We start from the raw sequence: 21,746 nt of genomic DNA, 5'->3' as shown, positions 1-21,746 counted from the left end.
TTTTATAGATGTTTTAAGGATTTTAAATGATGAATTTAAGAAGATATATAAAAATCTGAAAAAATCAGTTGAAAGTGTTCACATTGAGTGGTAAATTAACATTAAGGTTTTAGTTAAATTTACTAACTTTATCTGAACCTTTCACTATGACAGTGAGAAAACTAAAGATAAGGTTTGGTGATCACATGGCAACAATTAAGGATATTGCAAAAGAGGCAGGTGTCTCCACTGCTGCAGTCTCCCGCATTTTGAATCAGGACCAAACGCTCTCAGTGGCGGAGGATACCCGGCAGCGGGTGTGGGAAGTGGCGCAGCAGCTGAATTATAAGCCGGCAAGGCGGAAAACGGCTGTAAAATCTGTAGAACAGCAGGTTGGCTTTCAAATTGGTCTTGTGATTGCACCGACACAGCAGGAGGAAACGCTGGATCCATACTTCCTTTCCATCCGGCAAGGAATTGAAAGGAAAAGTGAGCAGGCGGGCATGAAAATTGCCTCTGTTGTCCGGGTGCATGCGGAAGCGAATTATGCAGAACTGCGTGATCTTGACGGCATTATCGTTGTAGGCGGAATCGATTTGGAGGATGGGGAGTTATTCCGCAGCCCGCAACTGAATATTGTATTTGCTGACAGCAGCCCGGATGAGGAGCGCTTTGATTCTGTAATCTCTGATTATGAAAAAGCAACCCGCAAGGCACTGGAGCATCTGCTGCAGGCAGGGCATCGGCACATTGGCTATATTGGCGGCGAAAGCTTGGTCAGAAAGCTCAGCGGCGAGGAATACGGCCGTACAGACGTACGGGAAAAAGCCTATGCGGCATTTATGAGAGAACATGGCTTACACCACTCTGAAAGCGTGTTCATCGGTGAGTGGGGGCCGGCTGGAGGCTATCAGCTTATGAAGGAAGCAATTGAGCAGGGGAATCTTCCTTCCGCGTTTCTCATCGCCAGCGATCCAATGGCAATTGGGGCAATGCGGGCTTTGCACGAAGCCGGGCTTCAGGTGCCTCAGGATGCAGCCATCATCAGCTTCGATGATATTGAAGCAGCAGCCTTTCTGAACCCGCCCCTCTCCACGGTGCAGGTGCATACGGAGGAAATGGGGGCAGCGGCAGTGAAGCTTCTGCTGGACAGGCTGAAGGGGCGGGAGCTTCCAATCAAGGTAGTGCTTCCGACCAAGCTGATTGTACGGGAAAGCTGTTAGGGGGGCAAAGTCCCTCTCATGCAGCGGCTCTATGAAACTGGCAATACTTTTTTACATATATTTCAATACAAACAGGGGGTTTATGTATGAAAAAAGTAGTACCTTTCGTAATCACGGGAGCTTTGGCAGTAGGGGCATTAAGCGGCTGCGGCAAGTCTGAAGAGAAAGCATCTGCTAACGGTAAGGTGAAAATTGAATTCTTCGAGTACAAGTCTGAGGCAAAAGCAACCTTCGAAGCGCTGGCCCAGAAGTTTGAAGAGAAAAACCCGGATATTGATGTTGTGGTAACAAATCCGCCTGATGCAACAACAGTACTGAAAACACGTGTTGCGAAACGTGATATTCCGGATGTGGTAGGCATGGGTGCAGACATCGTCTTCTCTGACCTGGTAAAGGCGGGTGTGTTCACAGATATAACAAAGGATGAAAGACTATCTAAAATTCAGCCGGCTTATGTGCAAATGATGAAGGATGTAACAGGCTCTGAAAAGGTATACGGCTTCCCATACGCGGCAAACGCAGACGCTGTTATCTATAACAAAGCAATCTTCAAAGAGCTTGGCATTGAGGTGCCGAAAACTTGGGATGAATTTATTGCGGCTGCCAAGAAGGTGAAGGATGCAGGAAAGACTCCATTCTACTTCACATTCAAGGATGCATGGACAACACTGCCAGCCTTTAACGTACTGGCTGCCAACACGCAGGGGGATGATTTCTTCAAGAAGCGTGCAGAAGGCAAGACAACCTTTGCAGAAGGCTATAAGGCAGCAATGGACAAGTTCACACAGCTGTTGGAGTACGGACATAAAGATATGGGCGGAAAAGCCTACAATGATGGCAACACAGCGTTCGCAAAAGGCGAGTCCGCTATGTACCTGCAAGGCATCTGGGCTATTCCGGAAATCAAGAAGGCAAATCCAAATATTGATTTAGGTGTATTCCCATATCCAGTAACAAACGAAGCCGGCAAATCCAAGGTTGTTTCCGGTGTGGACATCCTGATGGCACAATCCAGTACATCCAAGCATCCGAAGGAAGCACAGAAATTTATTGACTTCCTGCTGAGCGAAGAAACAGCAAAGACATATACGAAAGAGCAAAACTCCTTCTCCGCTTTAACAGGTGTTGAACAACAGGATCCGACGCTTGAGGGGCTGAAGGAAAGCTTCGCGAAGGGCGCCTTGGCAGACTTCCCTGATCACTACGTTCCAAGCGCAGTCAGTCTGGATAAGGTGCTGCAGGAGTACACACAGAAGAAAGATGTGGGTGCAGTACTGAAGAAGCTCGATACGGAGTGGGATAAAGTACAAAACCGCAAGTAATGTAATGGAGGGGGAGTCGGGCGGTGCTTGATTGCCCCTCTCCCTATATACAAAGGAGGCATACTGCATGAGTACTGTAAGCAAGCTGGCTGTCAATAAGGGTACGGCCGCAGTCCCGGCTGCGAAGAAGAAACGGAAGGCTGGCAGCATCGCATTTTATGTCATGACAATTCCTGCTGTGCTGCTGTTCGCTATCTTTCATACATACCCTGCGGTACAGGGGATTTATTATTCCTTCACCAACTGGGACGGACTGAGCCTCAATTATGAGTTTGTCGGGCTGAAAAATTACCTGAACTTATTCAAGGATGAAAATATCCTCCATTCTTATGTATTCACCTTTAAGTTTGCTGTGGTAACTACAATTCTGGTAAATGTGCTGAGTCTGCTGATTGCGATGGGGCTGAATGCCAAGATTAAGTACCGCAACTTCTTCCGCGGCATTTACTTCCTTCCCAATGTACTGAGCGTACTCATTGTCGGCTTTATCTTTAACTATCTGTTTGCCAATGTTGTGCCTGAACTGGGCAAGAAGCTGGGCAGTGAGTTGTTGTCCATGAACATCCTGGGCAGTGAGACGACTGCGTGGATTGGAATTGTTATTGTAGCGGTATGGCAGGCATGTGCCCTGAATACGATTCTGTATCTTTCCGGTTTACAGACAGTGCCTGCTGAGCTCTACGAGGCTTCGAGCCTGGATGGGGCGAACAAGTGGCAGGAGTTCTGGCATATTACTTTCCCGATGATTGCGCCGTTCTTCACAATTAATATGGTACTGGCAATGAAGAATTTCCTGATGGTGTTCGACCAGGTTGTCGCTTTAACAAACGGCGGACCGGGCCGGGCGACAGAATCCATCTCGCTGCTGATTTACAAAGGAGGGTTCTCCGGCGGCGAATTTGCTTATCAATCTGCCAACTCGGTTGTATATTTCATTGTCATTGTTGTAATTTCAGTTGTACAGATTCGATTCTTGCAGAAACGTGAGGTGGACATGTGATGAGCAAACGCACAAACTGGCCTATTACAACCCTGATCGCGCTTGGCGCGCTCTTGATTCTGTTCCCTTTGTATATCGCCGTCTCCATTGCGGTGAAGTCTCCGGCTGAGGCGGCAAGCTCCGTCCTTGCTTTTCCGACGACCATTCACTTTGAAAACTTTACAAAGGCCATTGAAGCGACGAATTTCTTCCAGGCCTTTAAAAACAGCTTTTATATTACTGTCATTACAGTCGTGCTGACCTTGCTGACGAATTCCATGGTGGCTTATGCCATCGCCCGCAATATGCACAAGAAGTTTTTCAAGGGTTTGTACTACTATTTTGTCAGCGCATTGTTCATCCCGTTTCCAATCATCATGCTGCCGATCGTCAAGCAAACAGCGGCATTCGGATTGGATAACCCGAGCGGTTTGATTTTCTTGTACGTGGTATATGGCATTGCCTTCAACATTTTCCTGTATGTCGGCTACATCCGCTCGATTCCAAGAGAGCTGGAGGAGGCTGCGATTGTGGATGGCTGCAGTACGTGGGGCGTATTCTGGAGGGTTATTTTCCCGCTGCTGGCGCCAATGAATGCAACAGTTGCCATCCTGACATGCCTTTGGGCTTGGAATGACTTCATGCTGCCGCTCATTCTGCTGAATGATCAGGCGCAAATGACGCTGCCGCTTGTGCAGTATGTATTTCAATCCGAATTCGGCACAGACTACAATCTAGCATTTGCCTCTTATCTGATGGCGCTGTCGCCTATGGTGATTGTCTATATCCTGGCGCAAAAGTGGATTATCAGCGGAGTGACAAACGGGGCTGTGAAATAAAATTGATAAGCTTACAGATAAGGTGGGTATACGATGGGAATCCAATTTGACGCAGCAACGAAAACCTTTCATTTGCAGGCTGGCGGCACAAGCTATGTCATGCAAATCATCCGGGACGGATATCTTTCGCACTTGTATTGGGGAAGACGCATCCGCCATTTCTCCGGCACGAATACCATGCAGTACTTAGACCGCGCTTTTTCCGGAAACCCTGTTGCTTCTGACCGCACATTCTCCCTGGATACGCTGCCGCAGGAGTATCCGGGATACGGCGCGACCGACTTCCGGGCGCCGGCGTATCAGGTGCAGCTGGAAAACGGCACAACCGTAACAGACCTGCGCTATCAGGCGCACCGTATCTATCAAGGAAAACGGCCGCTTCCGGGGTTGCCTGCCACCTATGTGGAGCAGGAAAGGGAAGCGGAGACATTGGAAATTGATCTGCTGGATGCCCTGACAGGCTTGCTTGTTACATTATCCTACACGGTATATGAAGACCGGAATGCCATTACACGCACCGTATCCTACCAAAATCAAGGCGAAGAAACGTTGCGTTTACAGCGTGCACTGAGCGCCAATGTGGACTTCCGCAGTGATGATTTTGACCTGGTGCATTTATCAGGTGCATGGGGAAGGGAGCGCCATGTGGAACGGAGCCCGCTTCGGGTGGGCATGCAGCTGGTGGAGAGCCGCCGCGGCGCCAGCAGCCATCAGCAAAATCCATTCCTGGCCCTGGCACGTAAGGATGCAACAGAAGACCATGGTGAAATTTACGCCTTCAATCTCGTGTACAGCGGCAATTTTGTCGCGCAGGCGGAAGTGGACCAATTCCATAATACCCGCGTGTCCATCGGGATCAACCCGTTCGATTTCAGCTGGAAGCTGGAGGCGGGCGAGAGCTTCCAGACGCCGGAAGTTGTCATGGTGTATGCAGCCAGCGGCTTCGCGGATATGTCCCGGACCTTCCACAATTTGTATCGTGAGCGACTGTGCCGCGGGTCCTTCCGTGATGCGGAGCGGCCAATCCTGATCAATAACTGGGAAGCCACATATTTTGATTTTAACGCTGAAAAAATTGAGGAGATTGCGGCAGTCGGCAGCCAGCTTGGCATTGAGCTGTTTGTGCTCGATGATGGTTGGTTTGGCAAACGCAACGACGATAACAGTTCACTTGGTGATTGGTTTGTTGACTACAATAAATTGCCGGAGGGACTGGGAGACCTTGCAGAGCGGGTCCGGAAGCTGGATATGCAATTCGGTCTGTGGTTTGAGCCGGAGATGATTTCGGTGGACAGTGACTTGTACCGGGCGCATCCGGACTGGTGCTTGCATGTGCCGGGGCGTCCAAATTCCGCGAGCCGCAATCAGCTCGTGCTGGATTACTCCCGCAAGGATGTCTGTGACGAAATGATTCAGCGTGTGTCTGACATTCTGGCAAGCGCGCCCATTACCTATGTAAAATGGGATATGAACCGCCATATGACGGAAATCGGCTCAGCCCTGCTGCCGGCGGACCGCCAGCGGGAAACGGCGCATCGTTATATGCTCGGCTTGTACCGGGTGATGGAGGAGATCACAACAGCCTTCCCGCATGTGCTGTTTGAAAGCTGCTCCGGCGGCGGCGGCCGCTTTGACCCAGGCATTCTGTACTATATGCCGCAGACCTGGACAAGTGATAATACAGATGCGGTATCCCGTTTGAAAATCCAGTACGGAACAAGCCTTGTCTATCCGATCAGCTCCATGGGCTCACACGTATCCGCTGTGCCGAACCATCAGGTGCACCGCATCACGTCCATGAAAATGCGCGGTGACGTGGCAATGAGCGGCATCTTCGGCTACGAGCTGGATTTGACGAAGCTGACTGAGCAGGAGAAGGACGAAGTGGTGCAGCAGGTGGCCTTTTATAAGGAAAACCGCCGATTGATTCAGTTCGGCGACTTCTATCGTCTGCGCAGCCCATTTGACGGCAATGAGACAGCCTGGATGTTTGTTTCAGCAGACAAGACGGAAGCGCTTGTATTCTACTACCGTGTATTGGCGGAAGCGAACGGCCCGCTGTCTGTCCTGCCGCTGAAGGGCTTGCATCCGGAAGCAACGTATGTGCTGGACGGTGCGGCACATGGCGGTGATGAACTCATGTACAGCGGCCTGGCAATCCCGGCAAGCGTGCATGGCGATTTCCAGAGTGTGGTGTGGAAGCTGAAAGCAGAATGATAGGGGTGAACTGGAGGCCTGCAGGCAGGCTTCCGGTTCACCTTCTTTTTGTACAGCTGAAAAAAGTGCGCATACGCGGTAAAACCGCCCATATGGTAAGGTGAGAGCATCAGGATGGGGGAGTGGACAATGCTGCAGGCTTTTCTGCCGCCAGGGGCAGTGCTCCTTAGCTTTAATGGGTACCCGGCGGTATGGGAGAGGGATTTGAATGGAGATGGCGTGCAGGAAATCATTTGTGGATACCAGTATAACCGTAAGGCGTATGTATTGATTCTCGCCTTGTATGAGGGTCAGTTTCGAAAAGTCGCTGAGATTGAGGGGAAAGGCTATGATCTCTCCTTTTTGCAGGCCGTGCCGGTGACGAGGGAGGGGCAGACGGAGCTTGTTGTGGGCTGGCAGGCCGAAGCTGCCTGGTCAATGTTGTCCATCTATCGTTGGACGTCCGCAGGCTTTCAGGATATCGCCCCGCCTGATACATGGTTCAGCAAGCTTGAGGTGGAAGATCTGCCTCCTTATGATGGAAGAGCAGAGCTGGCGTTATGGTCACGGAGGACTGCAGAAGCGTATGAGGTGGAGGTCTACCGTTGGGAAGCCGGGCATCTTCAACCGGCTGCCGACACATATCCCGCCTATTTTCCGCGGGTGGTTGCTTTCTATCAAGCAAATCGGCGGGATGATGCCCTTCACTTGTATCACCTGGCGGAGGCTCAGGAGAAAGCCGGCGATGTAGAGGGGGCGCTTCGGTCTTTGGACGATGCCCTGACGCTTCCCGGTGCAGTCGATCTGCAGACAGAGCTGATGCGGCTTCGCTCAACCCTCCTCATGGGGCGGGCGCGCTATGTATACCCTGCTTCACTGGCAACGGAAAAGGGATTGAAGTGGGGGTATATCGATGAAAAAGGCCGCTTTGGCATCATGCCGGAATATGATTACGCTTTGCCGTTTCAGCAAAATGGGATGGCAGCTGTCCAGACCGCCGGAAAGTATGGCCTGATTACAATGTCGGGCAAGTACGCTGTTCCGCCGCGATACGACAGCGTCCCTGTATTTCGGGATGGGCGCGCTTCCGTGGTGGAGGGTGTCGGTTTTCAGGTGATTGATGAGCGCGGCCGCACCTTGACGAACAAGGCCTACAGCTATATCGGCAGCTATCAGGACGGCAGGGCGGTTGCGGCAGAAATTGACTCACAGGGGAATTCTGTATACGGATATCTCGACCGGCAGGGGAGAGAGGCAATTCCGCTGCAGTATAAGCGCGCTGATGACTTTTATAAGGGGAAAGCGGTTGTGCAGCTTCAGGACAACAGCTTTGCCCTGATTGATCAAAATGGGAGGGTGCTGCAGTCCTACAAATATGGCTTTGTAGGAGGCCGTTTGGGAGATGGGTTATTGCCATTTGCCGAGAAGGACGGCGGGCCGTACGGCTACATGGATGAATCGGGCAAAGTCGCCATCCCGCCACAGTATGCGATGGCAGGGCCTTTTTCGGAAGGCTATGCTGTGGTGAACACATCTCCCGATACGTATGGGCTGATTGACCGGAATGGCCGGTTTGTCATCCAGCCGCAGTATGCGAGTATCCGGCTGCTGGGGCAGCAGCGGGCCGCTGTCGGCAAAGCGCTGAAGGAGCAGCAGCCATACCTCGGCAAGCAGTATGCCATTGCGGATATAACCGGCACATTGTTAACAGATTTTGTGTATCGTGATGTGGAGCCTTACGAGAATGGCCTCGCTTCGGCCTTTGATGGACAAAACAGCTTTTTCCTTGATACAAGCGGAAAAGCGGCGGCGGGCTACCCGGTTATTGAGGGGCGCGGCACGCTGCAAGTAGAAGGGGATTTAATCCGGGCGGACATCGACCAGAAGCTCGCGTATTACCAGCGGAATGGCCAGCTTCTTTGGCTTCAATCCATGACAACGGGCTTGGGGGACCGCTATGTGGTCAGGGAGCAGAAATATAAGCCGAATCCGGACTATCTTGTGTATTATCCTATTATAGAAGGCATGCGCGATGAGGCGGCACAGCAAAAGGTGAATGAGAAGCTGCGGCAGCTGTCGCAGGTGAAGCCGATTCCGAAGATGCAGCTTGACTATACCTACAGCGGGAGCTTTTCTGTTTCCTTTTTTCAGAAGGATTTGGCTGTGCTGAAGCTGGCAGGGTATACGTACTATTTCGGGGCGGCGCATGGGATGCCGACCATAATATACGCTCCTGTCAATCTCGTGACGGGGGAAATCTATCAGCTGCAGGATTTATTCCGGCCCGGCAGCGGGTATGTAAAGGTGCTGAGTGATAGTATCGCCAAGAAAATTCAGACGGATCCGCAGTATGAATATGTATTTCCGGACTCCTATAAGGGCATCGCGGCCAATCAGCCCTTCTACCTCGACAACGAAGCGTTATATGTATATTTTACGCCATATGAAATTGCCCCGTATGCGGCAGGTTTTCCAACCTTTATAATTCCGTATACAAGCATCCAGCCTCTTCTGAATACAGAGGGTTCCTTCTGGCGCGCCTTTCACTAGGCGTGCTTTTTTAAGATGGAGAAAAGGATGCCTTGTATAAGTGGAAGATTTTACACAAAGAATAGCAGAAGAGAGAACGGAAATCCGATATTTAATTCTGAATTTCTGATTTTTTGTGCAATTCACAAGGGCTTATAGTATAATGGTTCAATATTGAAAGAAGGAGGACATAGGATGTCTCAACAACAAATTGGTGTGGTCGGCTTGGCTGTTATGGGCAAAAACTTGGCGCTGAACATTGAAAGCCGCGGCTATTCTGTAGCTGTATATAATCGTTCCTATGAAAAAACAGAAGAGTTTTTGAAAAATGAAGCAGAGGGCAAGAACTTTGTCGGTGCACAAACAATTGAAGAGTTTGTAAGTGCACTGGAAAAGCCGCGTAAAATTCTATTGATGGTAAAAGCAGGCGCTGCAACGGATGCAACGATTGCATCTCTGACGCCTTATTTAGAAGAAGGCGATATTCTGATTGATGGCGGCAATACGTTCTTCCAGGATACAATCCGCCGCAATAAGGAGCTAGGATCAGCGGGCTTCCACTTCATCGGCACAGGTGTTTCCGGCGGGGAAGAGGGCGCGTTGAAGGGGCCTGCCATTATGCCGGGCGGCAAGCGGGAAGCTTATGAGCTGGTTGAGCCAATCTTCACAGCAATCTCCGCAAAGGTAGAAGGAGACCCGTGCTGTACATATATCGGGCCAAATGGAGCCGGCCACTATGTGAAAATGGTTCATAATGGCATTGAGTATGGCGATATGCAGCTGATTTGCGAAGCCTACTTCATCTTGAAGAATGTGCTTGGTCTGCAGGCTGATGAATTGCACCAGGTGTTTGCTGAGTGGAACAAGGGCGAGCTGGACAGCTACCTGATTGAAATCACAGCTGATATCTTCACAAAGGTTGACGAAGAAACAGGCAAGCCGCTTGTGGACCTCATCCTGGATACTGCCGGCCAAAAGGGCACTGGCAAGTGGACAAGCCAGAACTCCCTTGACCTTGGCGTACCGCTGCCGCTGATCACGGAATCCGTATTTGCCCGTTTCCTTTCTGCCATGAAGGAAGAGCGCGTACAAGCGAGCAAGCTGCTGAGCGGTCCTGCGGCAGAAGCATTTGCAGGAAACAAGGAAGAGCTGATTGAAGCGGTGCGCAAGGCGCTGTACATGAGCAAAATCTGCTCCTACGCACAAGGCTTTGCCCAAATGCGCGAAGCTTCTGAAGAATATGACTGGAACCTTCGCTATGGTGATATCGCTATGATCTTCCGCGGCGGCTGCATCATCCGTGCGCAGTTCCTGCAAAAAATCAAGGAAGCATACGATCAGAATCCAGAGCTGGCAAACCTGCTGCTGGACCCTTACTTCAAGGAAATCGTAGAAAGCTACCAAGGCGCTTTGCGTAAGGTGCTGGGCTTGGCAATCGAGCGCGGCATCGCGGTGCCGGCTTTCGCCAGCGCCATCTCTTACTATGACAGCTACCGCACAGAAACGCTGCCGGCCAACCTGCTGCAGGCACAGCGCGACTACTTCGGTGCGCACACCTACCAGCGCGTGGACAAGGAAGGCGTATTCCACACGAACTGGATGGAATAAAGAAAAGCGTAACCGGCTTGGTCAGCTCCCTGGCAGTGAGCCAGTCCCTGCAGCTGGACAATAAACAGAAAAGAAGATGCCCCAGTGCCGGGACATCTTCTTTTTGCATTACTGGCGATGCTCAATTAAGTCAATTGCCCCCAGCACAACATGGGCCAGACCGAAGCCGAACACGGTATTCGCAATCATTTTGTTGGATCCGCGTTTTTGCTTCAGCACATAGCCTGCAGCTGTTACGGCAGTACCTAATGCAGTGGGAATCAAGCCTTCACGTACGTTCAAAGCAATCTCCTCCTCGCATCGCAGTGATGTGTGCCTTTGCAGCACAGTGTTAGTATAGGCTTTTCATAGACAAAACATGTTTGGAAGGGGGCGGTTTCTCCGATGGCGAATGTATAGAGAGTGAAAAGGGGGAAGGGTATGGAGTCTGTTCAGCTTTGGGAAGCAAGACTGCAGCAGTACTTGCAGAAAACATTCCGTTATTTGGCTCGTATTGGTTCTGGCTTGCTGTATGCATTTCTTTGCTGCTTCGGCATCATTGGCTACTATTACGCGCAGCTGATACGAGCAAACCCGCCGCAATGGATAATGGCAGCGATTATCATCATAGTTCTTGCAGCCGTGCTGACACGCATTCGCGTCCGGACACTCTTACAGGAGCCGGATCTCGTGTTTTTGCTGCCTTTGGAGAGCCGGATGAAGCCGTATCTTCAGCGTGCCCTTTTCTTGGGCAGCTTGCTGCAATGTCTGCGCTGTACTGCCGCTGCCGCCATATTGGCCCCCCTCTGTCTCTATCTCTCCCCTGACGCGCCCTTGTTAGTACAGCTCCTGCTTCTGTTGCTTCTGCAGCTTGGAAATGTGCAGCTTTCTTGGGCGGTCAGCTACTATCAGGAGAAGGGCTGGAGTACCATAGTCCGATTTTGCCTGAATGCTGCGTTTGTATACTTCTTGTTGCGGGAGGCATACGGATATGCCGCTGTGCTGCTGGTAATCACCGGGTGTCTGCTGGTATACATACGGCAGCGGAAGCCAGCGCTGGTCCCATGGGAGTATTTCATCGGGCAGGAGAAGCATATGGATATGAGCTTCTATCGATTTGTAAATTTGTTTACCGATGTGCCGCAGGTGATGCGCACAGTGAAACCAAGGCGTTTCCTTTCCTTTGTCATAAAACCGCTGCTGGAACGGAAGAGGCAGTCCTTTCTCTATCTGTACGGTCTCGCATTTCTCAGGGCAAATGACTATCTCGGTCTGTATGTACGTCTAACAGCAGTCGGACTGCTGCTTATGATATACGTTCCCGGTTTGTATGGAAAAGGGATTGTGCTGCTCTTGTGCTTATATGCTTCCGGCTTGCAGCTGCAGCAGCTGCGGAAGCATTTTTACAATCAAATTGCTGTGGATTTGTATCCGCTGACGGAGGAAGCGCGCAAACATGCCTTTGTTGTGTTGTTTACTATTCTGCTGTTGCTGCAGCATACCATTTTCACCATTGGCTTGGCAGCGGTGATGGAGGGATGGCTGCTTTGGGCTGTGGCCGGGCTGCTGCTGCTGGCGCGGCAGGTGCAGAAGTATCACTCCTGATTTTACAAAATTTTCAAGTTTTGTTGACAAAGCATGGCTCTATTTCCGTATTCCTTGTCCTATACTGAGTATAGAGAGCTGAAGGGAGAGAGCAATTATGCGCAAGTGGCGGATCGCTTGGATTATCCTGTTTGCGGCAGTTGTGGTATTAGTTCGGCCGATTGCCGGGGCGGCAGCCGGACAATGGAATGAGATGAGTACAGTTGCGAAAGGCGAGGTTGTGGAGCGCACCGTATTTTTGACCGGTGACACTGTAACAGTGGATGGAACAGTGCAGGGTGATGTGTATGCGGCCGGTGCCAACATTATCGTGAACGGCACCATCGAAGGAGACCTCATGGCAGCTGCCAGTGAGGTGCAGGTGAATGGAACGGTAAAGGGCAATGTACGGGCGGCTGCCCAGGCTGTTGAGGTGAACGGCAGCGTGGAGAAAAACGTACTGTCCTTCGCACAATCGGTTTCCTTGGCAGAAGGAAGCAAGATATTGGGCGAGGTGCTGACATTTGCCCAAGACTTGAACCTGAATGGGGATGTAGGGAAGCATGTACAGGGAGCCGTGCAAAGTGTGCAAGTGAATGGTAATATCGGTGGTGATATGGATTGGTACGGTGTGGAGCAGCTCACGATTGCTTCCGGCGCAAAGGTGGGAGGCAGCCTGCATTATCAATCACCGCAGGAGGGAAAAATTGCTGATGGTACAGTCAACGGGAACGTGCAGTATGATGTAACAAAAGAACCGGTGCAGACAAATACGAAAAACAGCTTCTCCGGACTGGGCGTCTGGTTTTCTGTTGCCAGCACGCTGCTGCTTTGGCTGGTGTTCCGCTTTCTGTTCAAAAAGCCGGCAGCCGCTGTTCGCCGTGCTTTGAATGAAGCACCTTTCCAGCAGGCTGGGATTGGGGCAGCTGTACTGATTGGTTTGCCCATTGCGTCAATTCTTCTAATGTTTACTGTCATTGGTATTCCGCTGTCACTCCTGGCTGTAACAGCCTATATTGTGCTGCTGTGTGTGAATAAAGTGTTCATCGGCATCTGGCTCGGCCATCGAATCATAAGGGCAAAGCTGCATCCGATGCTGAAGGAGCTCATTGGATTGGTGATTCTGCTGCTTGTCGTACAAATTCCGTTTGTCGGCTGGTTGTTCAGTCTGGCTGCTGCCCTTCTATTCCTGGGGGCGGTTGTTTCCTCCTTGTGGAAAAAGGGTACACCTGCTGTTTCTGAGCAGGTTCCAATGTGAAAAAAAGGAGTGGCTCTTATATGGAGCCGCTCCTTCTGTATATTAAGTATTGTACACCCGGGGGACCCGTTTGCCGATTAAGCACACAACCTCATAGTTAATGGTCCCCATCCAAGCAGCGAGCTGATCCACGGACTGAACCGCGGATCTGTCTTGTCCAAACACGGTAACCGTGTCCCCGGCCTCACAAGCAGAAGCGGTCACATCGATCATCGTCTGATCCATACAGACGCGGCCGGCAATCGGCACCAATCCGCCATGCAGCAGCATTTCTCCCCGGTTGGACAGCAGCCGGGACAGACCGTCCGCATAGCCGATTGGAAGCGTGGCGATCCGGCGTTCCTGATTCAATACGCTCGTGCAGCCGTAGCTGACAGGCCGGCCGGCCGGCACTGTTTTGACGGCGGCCACCTTTGTTTTTAAGCTCATTGCTGGCGTCAACGGCACAGTCTCCCGCAAGGAAGCATCCGGATAGAGACCGTACAAGGCGATGCCGACCCGCACCATGTCCAGATGCATCTCGGGAAAGCGCATTGTGGCGGCGCTGTTGCAGCAATGCTTGAGCGGAATCTGAATTCCCTGCCTCTCCAGTGCTTCGGCCACAGCCAAAAATTTGTGGAATTGCTCATAGGTGTAAGCCGGATCTTCCCCGTCTGCATGGGCAAAGTGAGTGAAAATTCCCTCTAGTTGCACAAAGGTTGCCGCGGCTGCCCGCTCTGCCAAATGTAAGGCTTCCTCTGTTGACGCGACCCCGATTCGGGACATGCCTGTATCCACCTTCAGGTGAATGCGGGCTGCTTCGCCCAGTCTGATGATTTCATCCAGCACTGCCTCGTCAAAAACAGTGAGTGTCAGCCCGCCGGCAAGCGCCGTGGCAACGGACCTAACCGGTGTATAGCCGAGCACCAAAATCGGTGCTGCAATCCCGGCTTCCCGCAATGCCAAGCCTTCATCGACAATGGCTACGGCCAAATAGTCCGCCCCGCCCCGAAGCGCGGCTTTGGCAGTTTCCACAGCTCCGTGCCCATACCCGTCTGCTTTAATCACAGCCATCAATTTGGTGTCCGGCTGTATATGGCCTCGAAACTGAGTTGCATTCCCCTCGATGGCAGCCAGTGACACCTCAGCCCATGTATCGCGATACCCCTTCATTATGTCATCCCCCTATATGTAAAACTCCCCCTCTGCAGATGAGGGGGAGTGTATGGAAATTATAGAGCAGCCAGTTCCTTTGCAAGAGCTGTTTCAAATGGTACGTATTCGTAGCCAAGGTCACGAGCAACTGCTTCGTATGTGATTTCGCCGCCCGCCACGTTCAAGCCAAGCTTCAGCGCCGGGTTTTCAGACAATGCTTTGCCTACGCCTTTGTTTGCGATTTGCAGCGCGTATGGCACAGTCACGTTTGTCAACGCCATTGTAGATGTTCTTGGCACCGCGCCAGGCATGTTCGCTACGGAGTAGTGCACAACGCCGTGTTTCACAAATGTTGGGTTATCATGTGTTGTAACATGGTCGCAAGTTTCTACCACGCCGCCTTGGTCGATTGCCACGTCAACGATGACGGAGCCAGGCTTCATTGTTTTCACCATATCTTCTGTTACCAGCTTTGGAGCCTTCGCGCCTGGAATCAGTACAGCACTGATCAGCAGGTCAGCTTCCGCAACAGCTTCCGCAATGTTCAGCGGGTTGGACATCAGTGTCTTCACCTGTGTGCCGAAGATGTCATCAAGCTGGCGAAGACGGTCTGCGCTCAGGTCAATGATTGTTACGTCTGCACCGATGCCGACTGCCATTTTCGCAGCGTTTGTACCAACGATGCCGCCGCCGATGATTGTTACCTTGCCGCGTTTTACGCCTGGAACACCTGCAAGCAGGATACCTTGGCCGCCGTTGGATTTTTGCAGGAACTGCGCGCCGATTTGTACGGACATGCGGCCTGCCACTTCACTCATTGGCGTCAGCAATGGCAAGGTGCGGTTGACTTCTACTGTTTCGTAAGCAATTGCTGTTACGCCCTTGTCCTTCAGCGCTTGCGCCAATGCAGGCTCAGCTGCCAGATGCAGGTAAGTGAACAGAATTAGGCCTGGACGAAAGTATTCATACTCGCTTGCCAATGGCTCTTTTACCTTCATGATCATTTCAGCTTCTGTCCAAACCGCTGAAGCGCTTCCAAGAATGGCCGCACCGGCTGCCGCGTAGTCTTCATTGCTGAAGCCGCTGCCAAGACCGGCATCTTGCTCGATTAGTACTGTATGACCAGCTTTTACAAAGGACATTACACCTGCTGGCGTAAGTGCCACGCGATTTTCATTGTTCTTAATCTCTTTAGGTACACCGATAATCATGTGTTTCTTCCTCCCCTTACAACTGATGTTGTAGCTACAGTATAAGCCGGCCCATCCGTTTTTTCCTTGTAGGGAATAGAGAAAAAACAAGCGGGCTTTTGGGGATTTTCACAAAAGTGTCACAAAAACTTCTCCAGCTTCAGGTCAAGATATAGTAGAAGCTTCTCGTTCGGATCCCGCAAATTGATTCCGCCAATTTCTGTGATCCGCTGCAGCCGGTATTTAAGGGTGTTCACATGCACATTCAAGGCTTTTGCCGCATCATTGACGCTGCTGTCCTTGTTCAGGAACACCTCCAGCGTTTCTGCGAGATTGCTATGATGCTTGGCATCATAGGCGTGCAGCTCCTGCAGGGCCCTGTTCTCATAAGCAGTCCCTTTTCGTGCTTGCAGTACAATATCAATGAGCTGATACATGCCCATGCTGGCATAGCAATACAATTTGGCTGTCTCCTGCGGGAACTTTTCTTTTATGGAGAGAACAGTCAAGGCTTCCTGATAGGCCTGCTTCACCTTCTCATAGCGTTCATGGATGCCGCTGCAGGCCGGCCGGATGGCGGAAACACCAAAGCGCTTTTCCATCTTTCCTACAAAGGATTCGACAAAGCGCTGCAGCTCTGCCAGCGGCTGTTCCACCTGGTGCAGGGAGACAAGGAGAATCAGCTGCCGATGGTCAATGGTATGCAGCAGGGTTTTTAGATGCTGTCCGGTTTGCAATAAATACGTAATTTGGCGTTCTTCTTCGCCTGTAATATCCTCTTCGAACTCCAGAACGGTGACCGCAAAGGAAGCGGCAGGGCTGATTTGCAGCAGCTGAAAATTCTCCACAATTTCCTCATGCTCGGCAGTATGGCCGGTGAGCAGCTTCCAAAAGAACTCCTGTGACCGGGCTTCCTTCTTGCTTTTGCGCGCCTGCAGCTGCAGCAGCTTGCTTTTTACAGCATCTGCGGCCCGCTTTAGAAAGAGCAGATCCTGTTCGGTCAGCACCCTATCAATCTCAAGCGTCCAAATAAATCCGAGCACCTCACCCTTATTCCAAATGGAAACCGCCACACGGTCACCGAGCCCGATCTCGTCCAGTGTCTTGACCCTGACTGGTTCCGGTCCGTTCAGCAAGGCAGGAATGACACCTTCGCGCCACAGGCTGTTAATTACCTTCTCCGGCACACGGCGGCCGATAATAGTAGAAATACGGGCCGGGTCTGTCCGCTCATCGTGGGTGCTGTAGGCGAGCAGGCGGTGATTGGCATCTTCAATGGTAATCGGGCATTGCAGCTTGTCGCTGATGACATCCGCAAATTCCTCCAACGTATCAAAAGCTGCTTTCAGCGGATCGTTGTGTAAGTAAGTCATGCTTATCACATCCCTGTGAACGATAATGATGAATCCGTTTTCTTTTGTCAAATCTAACAAAATGATACCATATATTTCTCGTATTGAGACAAAAAAGACTTTTCGAAAAAGTGTTACAATATGTTCATATAATGTTCAAAACCCTCTGTTGACGACTTATATTTTGTAAGCGTTAACAATGACTGATGCAGAAGGGGAAACTGCAGGTTGGGGTATCAGCTCTTTTTCTGCCAGGGGAAAAATGGTATACAAAATAAGTATTATTCATTTTGTAGAAAAAGAGTTTTATGGTTTTGGACAGCATATGCTCAGCAAAGGGGGATTTTTATATGCAGAGAAAACAAGATGGACAGCAGCTGCATCGCGGGCTGGAGGAGAGGCATATTACGCTCATGTCTCTTGGCGCCGCCATCGGTGTCGGATTGTTTCTTGGTTCGGCATCCGCTATCAAGCTGGCAGGACCGGGCATTTTGCTCGCCTATGGCTTCAGTGGTCTTATTATGTTCTTCATCATGCGGGCGCTTGGCGAAATGGCAATTCAAAAGCCGGTAGCCGGCTCCTTCAGTAAGTACGCGCGCGATTATCTTGGCCCGCTTGCCGGTTATCTGACAGGCTGGAACTACTGGTTCCTGTGGGTTGTGACTTGCATGGCGGAGATTACTGCGGTTGGCGTGTACATGAAGCACTGGTACCCGGATACGCCTGGATGGATTTGGGCGCTGGCGGCATTGGTCATCATGACGCTGGTCAACTTCATGGCAGTAAAAGCTTACGGGGAATTGGAATTTTGGTTTGCTTTGATTAAAATTGTTACCATCATCGCTATGATTGTCATCAGCGTCGGCATGATTCTGTTTGGCTTAGGCAATGGCGGTGTAGCCACGGGCATTCGAAACCTGTGGGAGCATGGCGGCTTTTTCCCGAATGGCATGAAGGGTGTGCTGTTGTCCTTGCAAATGGTGATGTTTGCGTACCTTGGCATTGAGATGATTGGGGTTACTGCGGGTGAAGTGAAGAACCCGGAGAAAACATTGGCGAAAGCAATTGACTCTGTATTCTGGCGTATCCTGATTTTCTATGTTGGCGCACTCTTTGTTGTTATGGCGATCTATCCATGGGACAAGATTGGCACAGAAGGAAGTCCATTTGTGCTGACATTTGAAAAATTCGGAATTGCAGGTGCGGGCGGCATCATCAATTTTGTTGTGTTAACCGCAGCCCTTTCCTCCTGTAATAGTGGAATTTTCAGTACAGCACGGATGCTGTTCAACCTGGCTCAGCATGATGAAGCGCCAAAGGCCTATGGCAAAGTGACGAAAACAGGCGTACCTGGAATGGCGGTTCTGGCATCTGCCGGCGCGCTGTTGATTGGAGTGGTGCTGAACTATGTGGTTCCGGCGAAGGTATTTACTTGGGTGACGAGCATTGCGACATTTGGCGCCATCTGGACATGGGCGGTTATCCTGCTGTCCCAGATTAGATACCGCAAGAGTCTGTCGCTGCAGGAGCAGCGTGCACTGAAGTACAAAATGCCGTTCTTCCCATACGCTTCCTACGTTGCACTGGCATTTCTGGCTGCGGTTATCGGGCTGATGGCCTATAATCCGGATACAAGAATTGCCTTGTATATCGGACCGCTTTGGTTCGTAATCCTGATTGCAGTATATTATGCAAAAGGCTTTCATAAGCGCGGACAGCAAGATTTTTCTAAGCAAAAGCAAATCGGCTGAGAAAACAAGACTGGCAGAAGACGGCTTCCGCCAGTCTTTTTCTATTGATACTATACGACCATGCAGGAGGGAAGTGAGGCTTGTTATGGAGGGATGTCCGCTTTGTAACCTGGCACTGCAGGAGGGGCAGCAGGTGGTGCTGCAGAATCAGCTTTGCAGGTTCTTGCAAATTCCGCAGGAGGTGCTGATTGGCTCCGGTCTCATTGTGCCGATTGCCCACCGTGAGACGGTGTTTGATGTAACTCCGGAAGAATGGACGGCTACCTATGAAATGCTGCAGGAGGTGAAGGCTCTGCTGGAGGAGCAGTACAAGCCTGGTGGCTATACGATCGGCTGGAATTGCGGCACTGCCGGCGGCCAGCATATTATGCATGCGCATCTGCATATCATCCCGCGTTTTCAGGATGAGCCATTGGCCGGCAAAGGAATACGGAACTGGCTGAAGAGCAAAGAGAACCAACGGAAAATATGATGGAAGGCCTCCAGTGTTGGACTTGGAGGCCTTCTTGCGTGTTAGAGCTGAATCCAAAACCGTCTGATTACATTGCCGTCTTCTTCTATATAATCTTCTGCCCGCACTCCGCCATTTTTCAAGATGGTGCGCTCGGATGCTGTATTATCCGCATCGCAGACAACGAGTGCCCGATCAATGCCCAGCTCTTTCGTTTTGCCGAGAGCCAATTCCAGCAGCCTGGCAGCATAGCCTTTACGCCGTTCGGAAGGGCGGATGCCGTAGCCGATATGTCCGCCGGCATGCAACAAGCCTTCAGTCAAACGGTGCCGGATATTCACAGCGCCCACCACTGTCCGATCTGCAGTCATGAGCCAATAGGTAGAATCCGGCACCCAGCCGTCAGGGAGCCCTTTTCCTTCGGCAGAGTCCCGCATGGATTGCAGCATCGCGGCAAAGTCGGAAGGATCCTTGCCGATTACCCAAGGGACAAAGGGCTCCCCGCTGTTCTTCCATTCTTGATAAAAAGCCAAATATTCTGCTTGCAGTTCTGTTGTAGGTTTTACTAAAAATACCTGCATATATGTGCCCTCCCTGTCGCTGTGTATTCTGTCCATTTTAGCATAAGAAACAGGGATTTTGTGGATATTTTATGGGTTTTTTCGAGGCTCTCGGCGGCACCGTATGAATTGTGAGAGGGGCAGCGTAATTCATGTCCGATTGGATGGCTGTTGAAGGAGGAATGACTCTGAAAAGAATGTTGCATAATAGAAGAAACAGAAGAGGGGGCGGCTGTGGTGGAAGCAAAACTAACGGAGTGGCAGGTGGTGGGGCTGATTGTCAGCACCATTCTTCCGACAGCGGTTCTGACTGTTCCAAAAGCTGTGGTGCCTTATTCTCTCCAATCCTCCTGGCTGTCTATTCTTGCAGCGGCAGCACTGGCGCTTGTTGTAGCCAGAGTTGCTTGTGCTGTCTGTGAGCGTTACCCGGGGCAAACAATTTTCCGGATTATAGAGCGGCTGCTTGGCAAGACTGCTGCTATGGGAATCGGACTGCTTTTGTCTTTTTATTATTTCACGGTAGCCTTCTATGTATTGTGCCAGTTCTCGGATTTCATGACAGCTACTGTAATGCCGGAAACGCCGGCTGTCGCCTTTCAAATTCTGCTGATGATTGGAGTAGTCTATGCCATTTATCTTGGCTTGGAGGCAATTGCAAAGGCGAACAATCTGGTTCTTATATTTTCTTTGTTCACGCTGTGCCTGAGCGCTGTCCTGCTATTTAAGGAGGCGCATGCCGGGTATTTGCTGCCTCTTTTGGAAATGCCTTTTCCAAACATTATAATGGGAGCTTACGCGCCTCTCGGTTGGCTTTCGGAGGTCACTGTTATTTGGCTTTTGGCGCCAAGTCTCGTTTCAGGGGGGAGTGTCCGCAAAACAGCCTGCTTGGGTGTTTTAATTACTGGTGCGGCGCTGCTCGGGGTGCTATTGGAGTCTTTGCTGGTGTATGAACCGTACCAGTTGACCTTGCTCAACTATCCAACCTTTAATGTGTTTCGAAAAATCGGCATTGAAGGAGTGCTTGAGAGGATGGATCCTTTTTTCATTGCTGTTTGGACGAGTTCTGTAATGATGAAGCTTACCGTATTTGTATTCGGAGCTGTATATTGCTTATGCGAAGTTCTTGGGATTAGACACAGAGGGCCGGTTCTTCTGGCTGTGGCGCTGCTCGTGACAGTATATGCATCTGCTTCTTGGGAAAACTCAGCGCAACTGAGCTTGTACGGGAAGTACACATTCCCTGTGTTCGTCTATATGTTCAACATTGTCATTCCAATTTTGCTTTTGCTTGTTGCTTCTATTAAAAAAAGAAGCATAAAGGCTTAATGGACAGGAGGGGGAGCTTGAAGTACATAATATTCATCCTTTTCATCATATTGCTGGGGTACTTGGGATGGCGTAATTTATATGGGAAGGAACGAAAGCGGGAGTTGGTTGTATTCGTGTCATTGCTTTTATATGGAGCATATGTGGGTGTTGCCGGGATGGGGGGATTTCCATACTTGAATATGATTACGCCGTTTGAAATGATGTTGCAGCCAATTGGTGAAGGGTTGGAATTGATTCTTGGTGTGAAAAAATAGTAGATAAAAAGGTTCTAAAGGGTTGCATCATGTAAAGAGACATGGTATATTAAGTTCCTGTCAGCGGGAAGTAATTAAAACTGCTGACAATATTAAAAAAGCTATTTACAAATGATTGTTGATAAGATATAATGTTTTCTTGTCAGCAACAAAAGCTCTTTGAAAACTGAACAAAACACAAAACGTCAACATTTATTTTTTGAAGCTAGACAAACACTTTTATGGAGAG

The 21,746-nt window shown here is 50.5% G+C and carries 18 protein-coding genes; 13 read left to right on the top strand and 5 right to left on the bottom strand.

The window, feature by feature from the left end; translation table 11 throughout:
* The first annotated feature begins 185 nt into the window (after positions 1–185).
* From NK662_RS22695 to gnd, 7 genes are all read left to right on the top strand, one after another.
* Entirely contained in the window at positions 186–1,202 is a 1,017-nt protein-coding gene (locus tag NK662_RS22695; protein WP_254761259.1) for a LacI family DNA-binding transcriptional regulator, read from the top strand.
* Positions 1,203–1,288: 86 nt separating this feature from the next.
* Positions 1,289–2,524: an ABC transporter substrate-binding protein gene (locus NK662_RS22690; RefSeq protein ID WP_254761258.1), complete on the top strand. Its 1,236-nt coding sequence runs from the start codon at positions 1,289–1,291 to the stop codon at positions 2,522–2,524.
* A 163-nt stretch (positions 2,525–2,687) separates the two neighbouring features.
* Positions 2,688–3,524: a carbohydrate ABC transporter permease gene (locus NK662_RS22685; RefSeq protein WP_254761267.1), complete on the top strand. Its 837-nt coding sequence runs from the start codon at positions 2,688–2,690 to the stop codon at positions 3,522–3,524.
* Positions 3,524–4,342: a carbohydrate ABC transporter permease gene (locus NK662_RS22680; RefSeq protein WP_254761257.1), complete on the top strand. Its 819-nt coding sequence runs from the start codon at positions 3,524–3,526 to the stop codon at positions 4,340–4,342. Before NK662_RS22685 ends, NK662_RS22680 begins: the two co-directional genes overlap by 1 nt.
* Positions 4,343–4,375: 33 nt before the next feature.
* Positions 4,376–6,559 (top strand): alpha-galactosidase, encoded by a 2,184-nt coding sequence (locus NK662_RS22675; protein ID WP_254761256.1) that lies wholly within the window; start codon positions 4,376–4,378, stop codon positions 6,557–6,559.
* A 114-nt stretch (positions 6,560–6,673) separates the two neighbouring features.
* Positions 6,674–9,088 carry a WG repeat-containing protein gene (locus tag NK662_RS22670; RefSeq protein ID WP_254761255.1) on the top strand — a complete coding sequence of 805 codons (2,415 nt, stop codon included), beginning with the start codon at positions 6,674–6,676 and terminating at the stop codon, positions 9,086–9,088.
* 174 nt (positions 9,089–9,262) lie between these two features.
* Entirely contained in the window at positions 9,263–10,675 is a 1,413-nt protein-coding gene (gene gnd / locus NK662_RS22665; RefSeq protein ID WP_254761254.1) for an NADP-dependent phosphogluconate dehydrogenase, read from the top strand.
* A 108-nt stretch (positions 10,676–10,783) separates the two neighbouring features.
* Here gnd and NK662_RS22660 read toward each other — a convergent pair whose 3' ends face one another.
* Positions 10,784–10,957, bottom strand: coding sequence for an asparagine synthase (locus NK662_RS22660; RefSeq protein WP_254761253.1), 174 nt, complete (start codon positions 10,955–10,957; stop codon positions 10,784–10,786).
* 138 nt (positions 10,958–11,095) lie between these two features.
* Between NK662_RS22660 and NK662_RS22655 the strand changes: the two genes are divergently transcribed.
* Complete coding sequence (locus tag NK662_RS22655; protein ID WP_254761252.1) at positions 11,096–12,259, top strand: ABC transporter permease; 1,164 nt, start codon at positions 11,096–11,098, stop codon at positions 12,257–12,259.
* Positions 12,260–12,356: 97 nt separating this feature from the next.
* The gene (locus tag NK662_RS22650; protein WP_254761251.1) at positions 12,357–13,496 is read left to right on the top strand and encodes a polymer-forming cytoskeletal protein; all 1,140 of its coding nucleotides are present in this window, start codon (positions 12,357–12,359) and stop codon (positions 13,494–13,496) included.
* 42 nt (positions 13,497–13,538) lie between these two features.
* On the opposite strand, the gene alr is transcribed toward NK662_RS22650, so the two are convergent.
* The 3 genes from alr to NK662_RS22635 form a co-directional block, all read right to left on the bottom strand.
* A complete protein-coding gene (alr, locus tag NK662_RS22645; RefSeq protein ID WP_254761250.1) occupies positions 13,539–14,648 on the bottom strand; it encodes an alanine racemase in 1,110 nt (369 codons plus the stop codon).
* Between the two features lie 59 nt (positions 14,649–14,707).
* Positions 14,708–15,841, bottom strand: coding sequence for an alanine dehydrogenase (gene ald / locus NK662_RS22640; RefSeq protein ID WP_254761249.1), 1,134 nt, complete (start codon positions 15,839–15,841; stop codon positions 14,708–14,710).
* 119 nt (positions 15,842–15,960) lie between these two features.
* On the bottom strand, positions 15,961–17,193 hold the full coding sequence (locus NK662_RS22635; protein ID WP_254761248.1) for a PucR family transcriptional regulator: 1,233 nt from the start codon (positions 17,191–17,193) through the stop codon (positions 15,961–15,963).
* Positions 17,194–17,522: 329 nt separating this feature from the next.
* Between NK662_RS22635 and alaP the strand changes: the two genes are divergently transcribed.
* Both alaP and NK662_RS22625 read left to right on the top strand, forming a co-directional pair.
* Positions 17,523–18,923 (top strand): alanine permease AlaP, encoded by a 1,401-nt coding sequence (alaP, locus tag NK662_RS22630; protein ID WP_254761247.1) that lies wholly within the window; start codon positions 17,523–17,525, stop codon positions 18,921–18,923.
* A gap of 85 nt (positions 18,924–19,008) precedes the next feature.
* The gene (locus NK662_RS22625) at positions 19,009–19,395 is read left to right on the top strand and encodes an HIT family protein (RefSeq protein ID WP_254761246.1); all 387 of its coding nucleotides are present in this window, start codon (positions 19,009–19,011) and stop codon (positions 19,393–19,395) included.
* A 41-nt stretch (positions 19,396–19,436) separates the two neighbouring features.
* Here the strand turns inward: NK662_RS22625 and NK662_RS22620 are convergent, their stop codons facing one another.
* On the bottom strand, positions 19,437–19,955 hold the full coding sequence (locus NK662_RS22620) for a GNAT family N-acetyltransferase (RefSeq protein WP_254761245.1): 519 nt from the start codon (positions 19,953–19,955) through the stop codon (positions 19,437–19,439).
* Positions 19,956–20,171: 216 nt separating this feature from the next.
* Here NK662_RS22620 and NK662_RS22615 point away from each other — a divergent pair, with 216 nt between their 5' ends.
* Both NK662_RS22615 and NK662_RS22610 read left to right on the top strand, forming a co-directional pair.
* Entirely contained in the window at positions 20,172–21,260 is a 1,089-nt protein-coding gene (locus tag NK662_RS22615) for a GerAB/ArcD/ProY family transporter (RefSeq protein WP_254761244.1), read from the top strand.
* Between the two features lie 17 nt (positions 21,261–21,277).
* Positions 21,278–21,517 carry a hypothetical protein gene (locus tag NK662_RS22610; protein ID WP_254761243.1) on the top strand — a complete coding sequence of 80 codons (240 nt, stop codon included), beginning with the start codon at positions 21,278–21,280 and terminating at the stop codon, positions 21,515–21,517.
* Positions 21,518–21,746 lie beyond the last annotated feature (229 nt).

Source organism: Ectobacillus ponti (genome assembly GCF_024294785.1).
GTDB lineage: Bacteria > Bacillota > Bacilli > Bacillales > Bacillaceae_G > Ectobacillus > Ectobacillus ponti.
Note: the sequence above shows the minus strand (reverse complement) of the source record. Positions and strands in the feature narration are given on the sequence as shown.

Excerpts from the sequence above, each read along its gene's own strand:
- alaP (WP_254761247.1), top strand. The coding sequence starts at position 17,523 with ATGCAGAGAAAACAAGATGGACAGCAGCTGCATCGCGGGCTGGAGGAG.
- NK662_RS22635 (WP_254761248.1), bottom strand. The coding sequence starts at position 17,193 with ATGACTTACTTACACAACGATCCGCTGAAAGCAGCTTTTGATACGTTG.
- NK662_RS22620 (WP_254761245.1), bottom strand. The coding sequence starts at position 19,955 with ATGCAGGTATTTTTAGTAAAACCTACAACAGAACTGCAAGCAGAATAT.
- NK662_RS22680 (WP_254761257.1), top strand. The coding sequence starts at position 3,524 with ATGAGCAAACGCACAAACTGGCCTATTACAACCCTGATCGCGCTTGGC.
- NK662_RS22650 (WP_254761251.1), top strand. The coding sequence starts at position 12,357 with ATGCGCAAGTGGCGGATCGCTTGGATTATCCTGTTTGCGGCAGTTGTG.
- alr (WP_254761250.1), bottom strand. The coding sequence starts at position 14,648 with ATGAAGGGGTATCGCGATACATGGGCTGAGGTGTCACTGGCTGCCATC.
- NK662_RS22675 (WP_254761256.1), top strand. The coding sequence starts at position 4,376 with ATGGGAATCCAATTTGACGCAGCAACGAAAACCTTTCATTTGCAGGCT.
- NK662_RS22685 (WP_254761267.1), top strand. The coding sequence starts at position 2,688 with ATGACAATTCCTGCTGTGCTGCTGTTCGCTATCTTTCATACATACCCT.
- NK662_RS22695 (WP_254761259.1), top strand. The coding sequence starts at position 186 with ATGGCAACAATTAAGGATATTGCAAAAGAGGCAGGTGTCTCCACTGCT.
- NK662_RS22670 (WP_254761255.1), top strand. The coding sequence starts at position 6,674 with ATGGGGGAGTGGACAATGCTGCAGGCTTTTCTGCCGCCAGGGGCAGTG.
- NK662_RS22655 (WP_254761252.1), top strand. The coding sequence starts at position 11,096 with ATGGAGTCTGTTCAGCTTTGGGAAGCAAGACTGCAGCAGTACTTGCAG.
- gnd (WP_254761254.1), top strand. The coding sequence starts at position 9,263 with ATGTCTCAACAACAAATTGGTGTGGTCGGCTTGGCTGTTATGGGCAAA.
- NK662_RS22625 (WP_254761246.1), top strand. The coding sequence starts at position 19,009 with ATGGAGGGATGTCCGCTTTGTAACCTGGCACTGCAGGAGGGGCAGCAG.
- ald (WP_254761249.1), bottom strand. The coding sequence starts at position 15,841 with ATGATTATCGGTGTACCTAAAGAGATTAAGAACAATGAAAATCGCGTG.
- NK662_RS22690 (WP_254761258.1), top strand. The coding sequence starts at position 1,289 with ATGAAAAAAGTAGTACCTTTCGTAATCACGGGAGCTTTGGCAGTAGGG.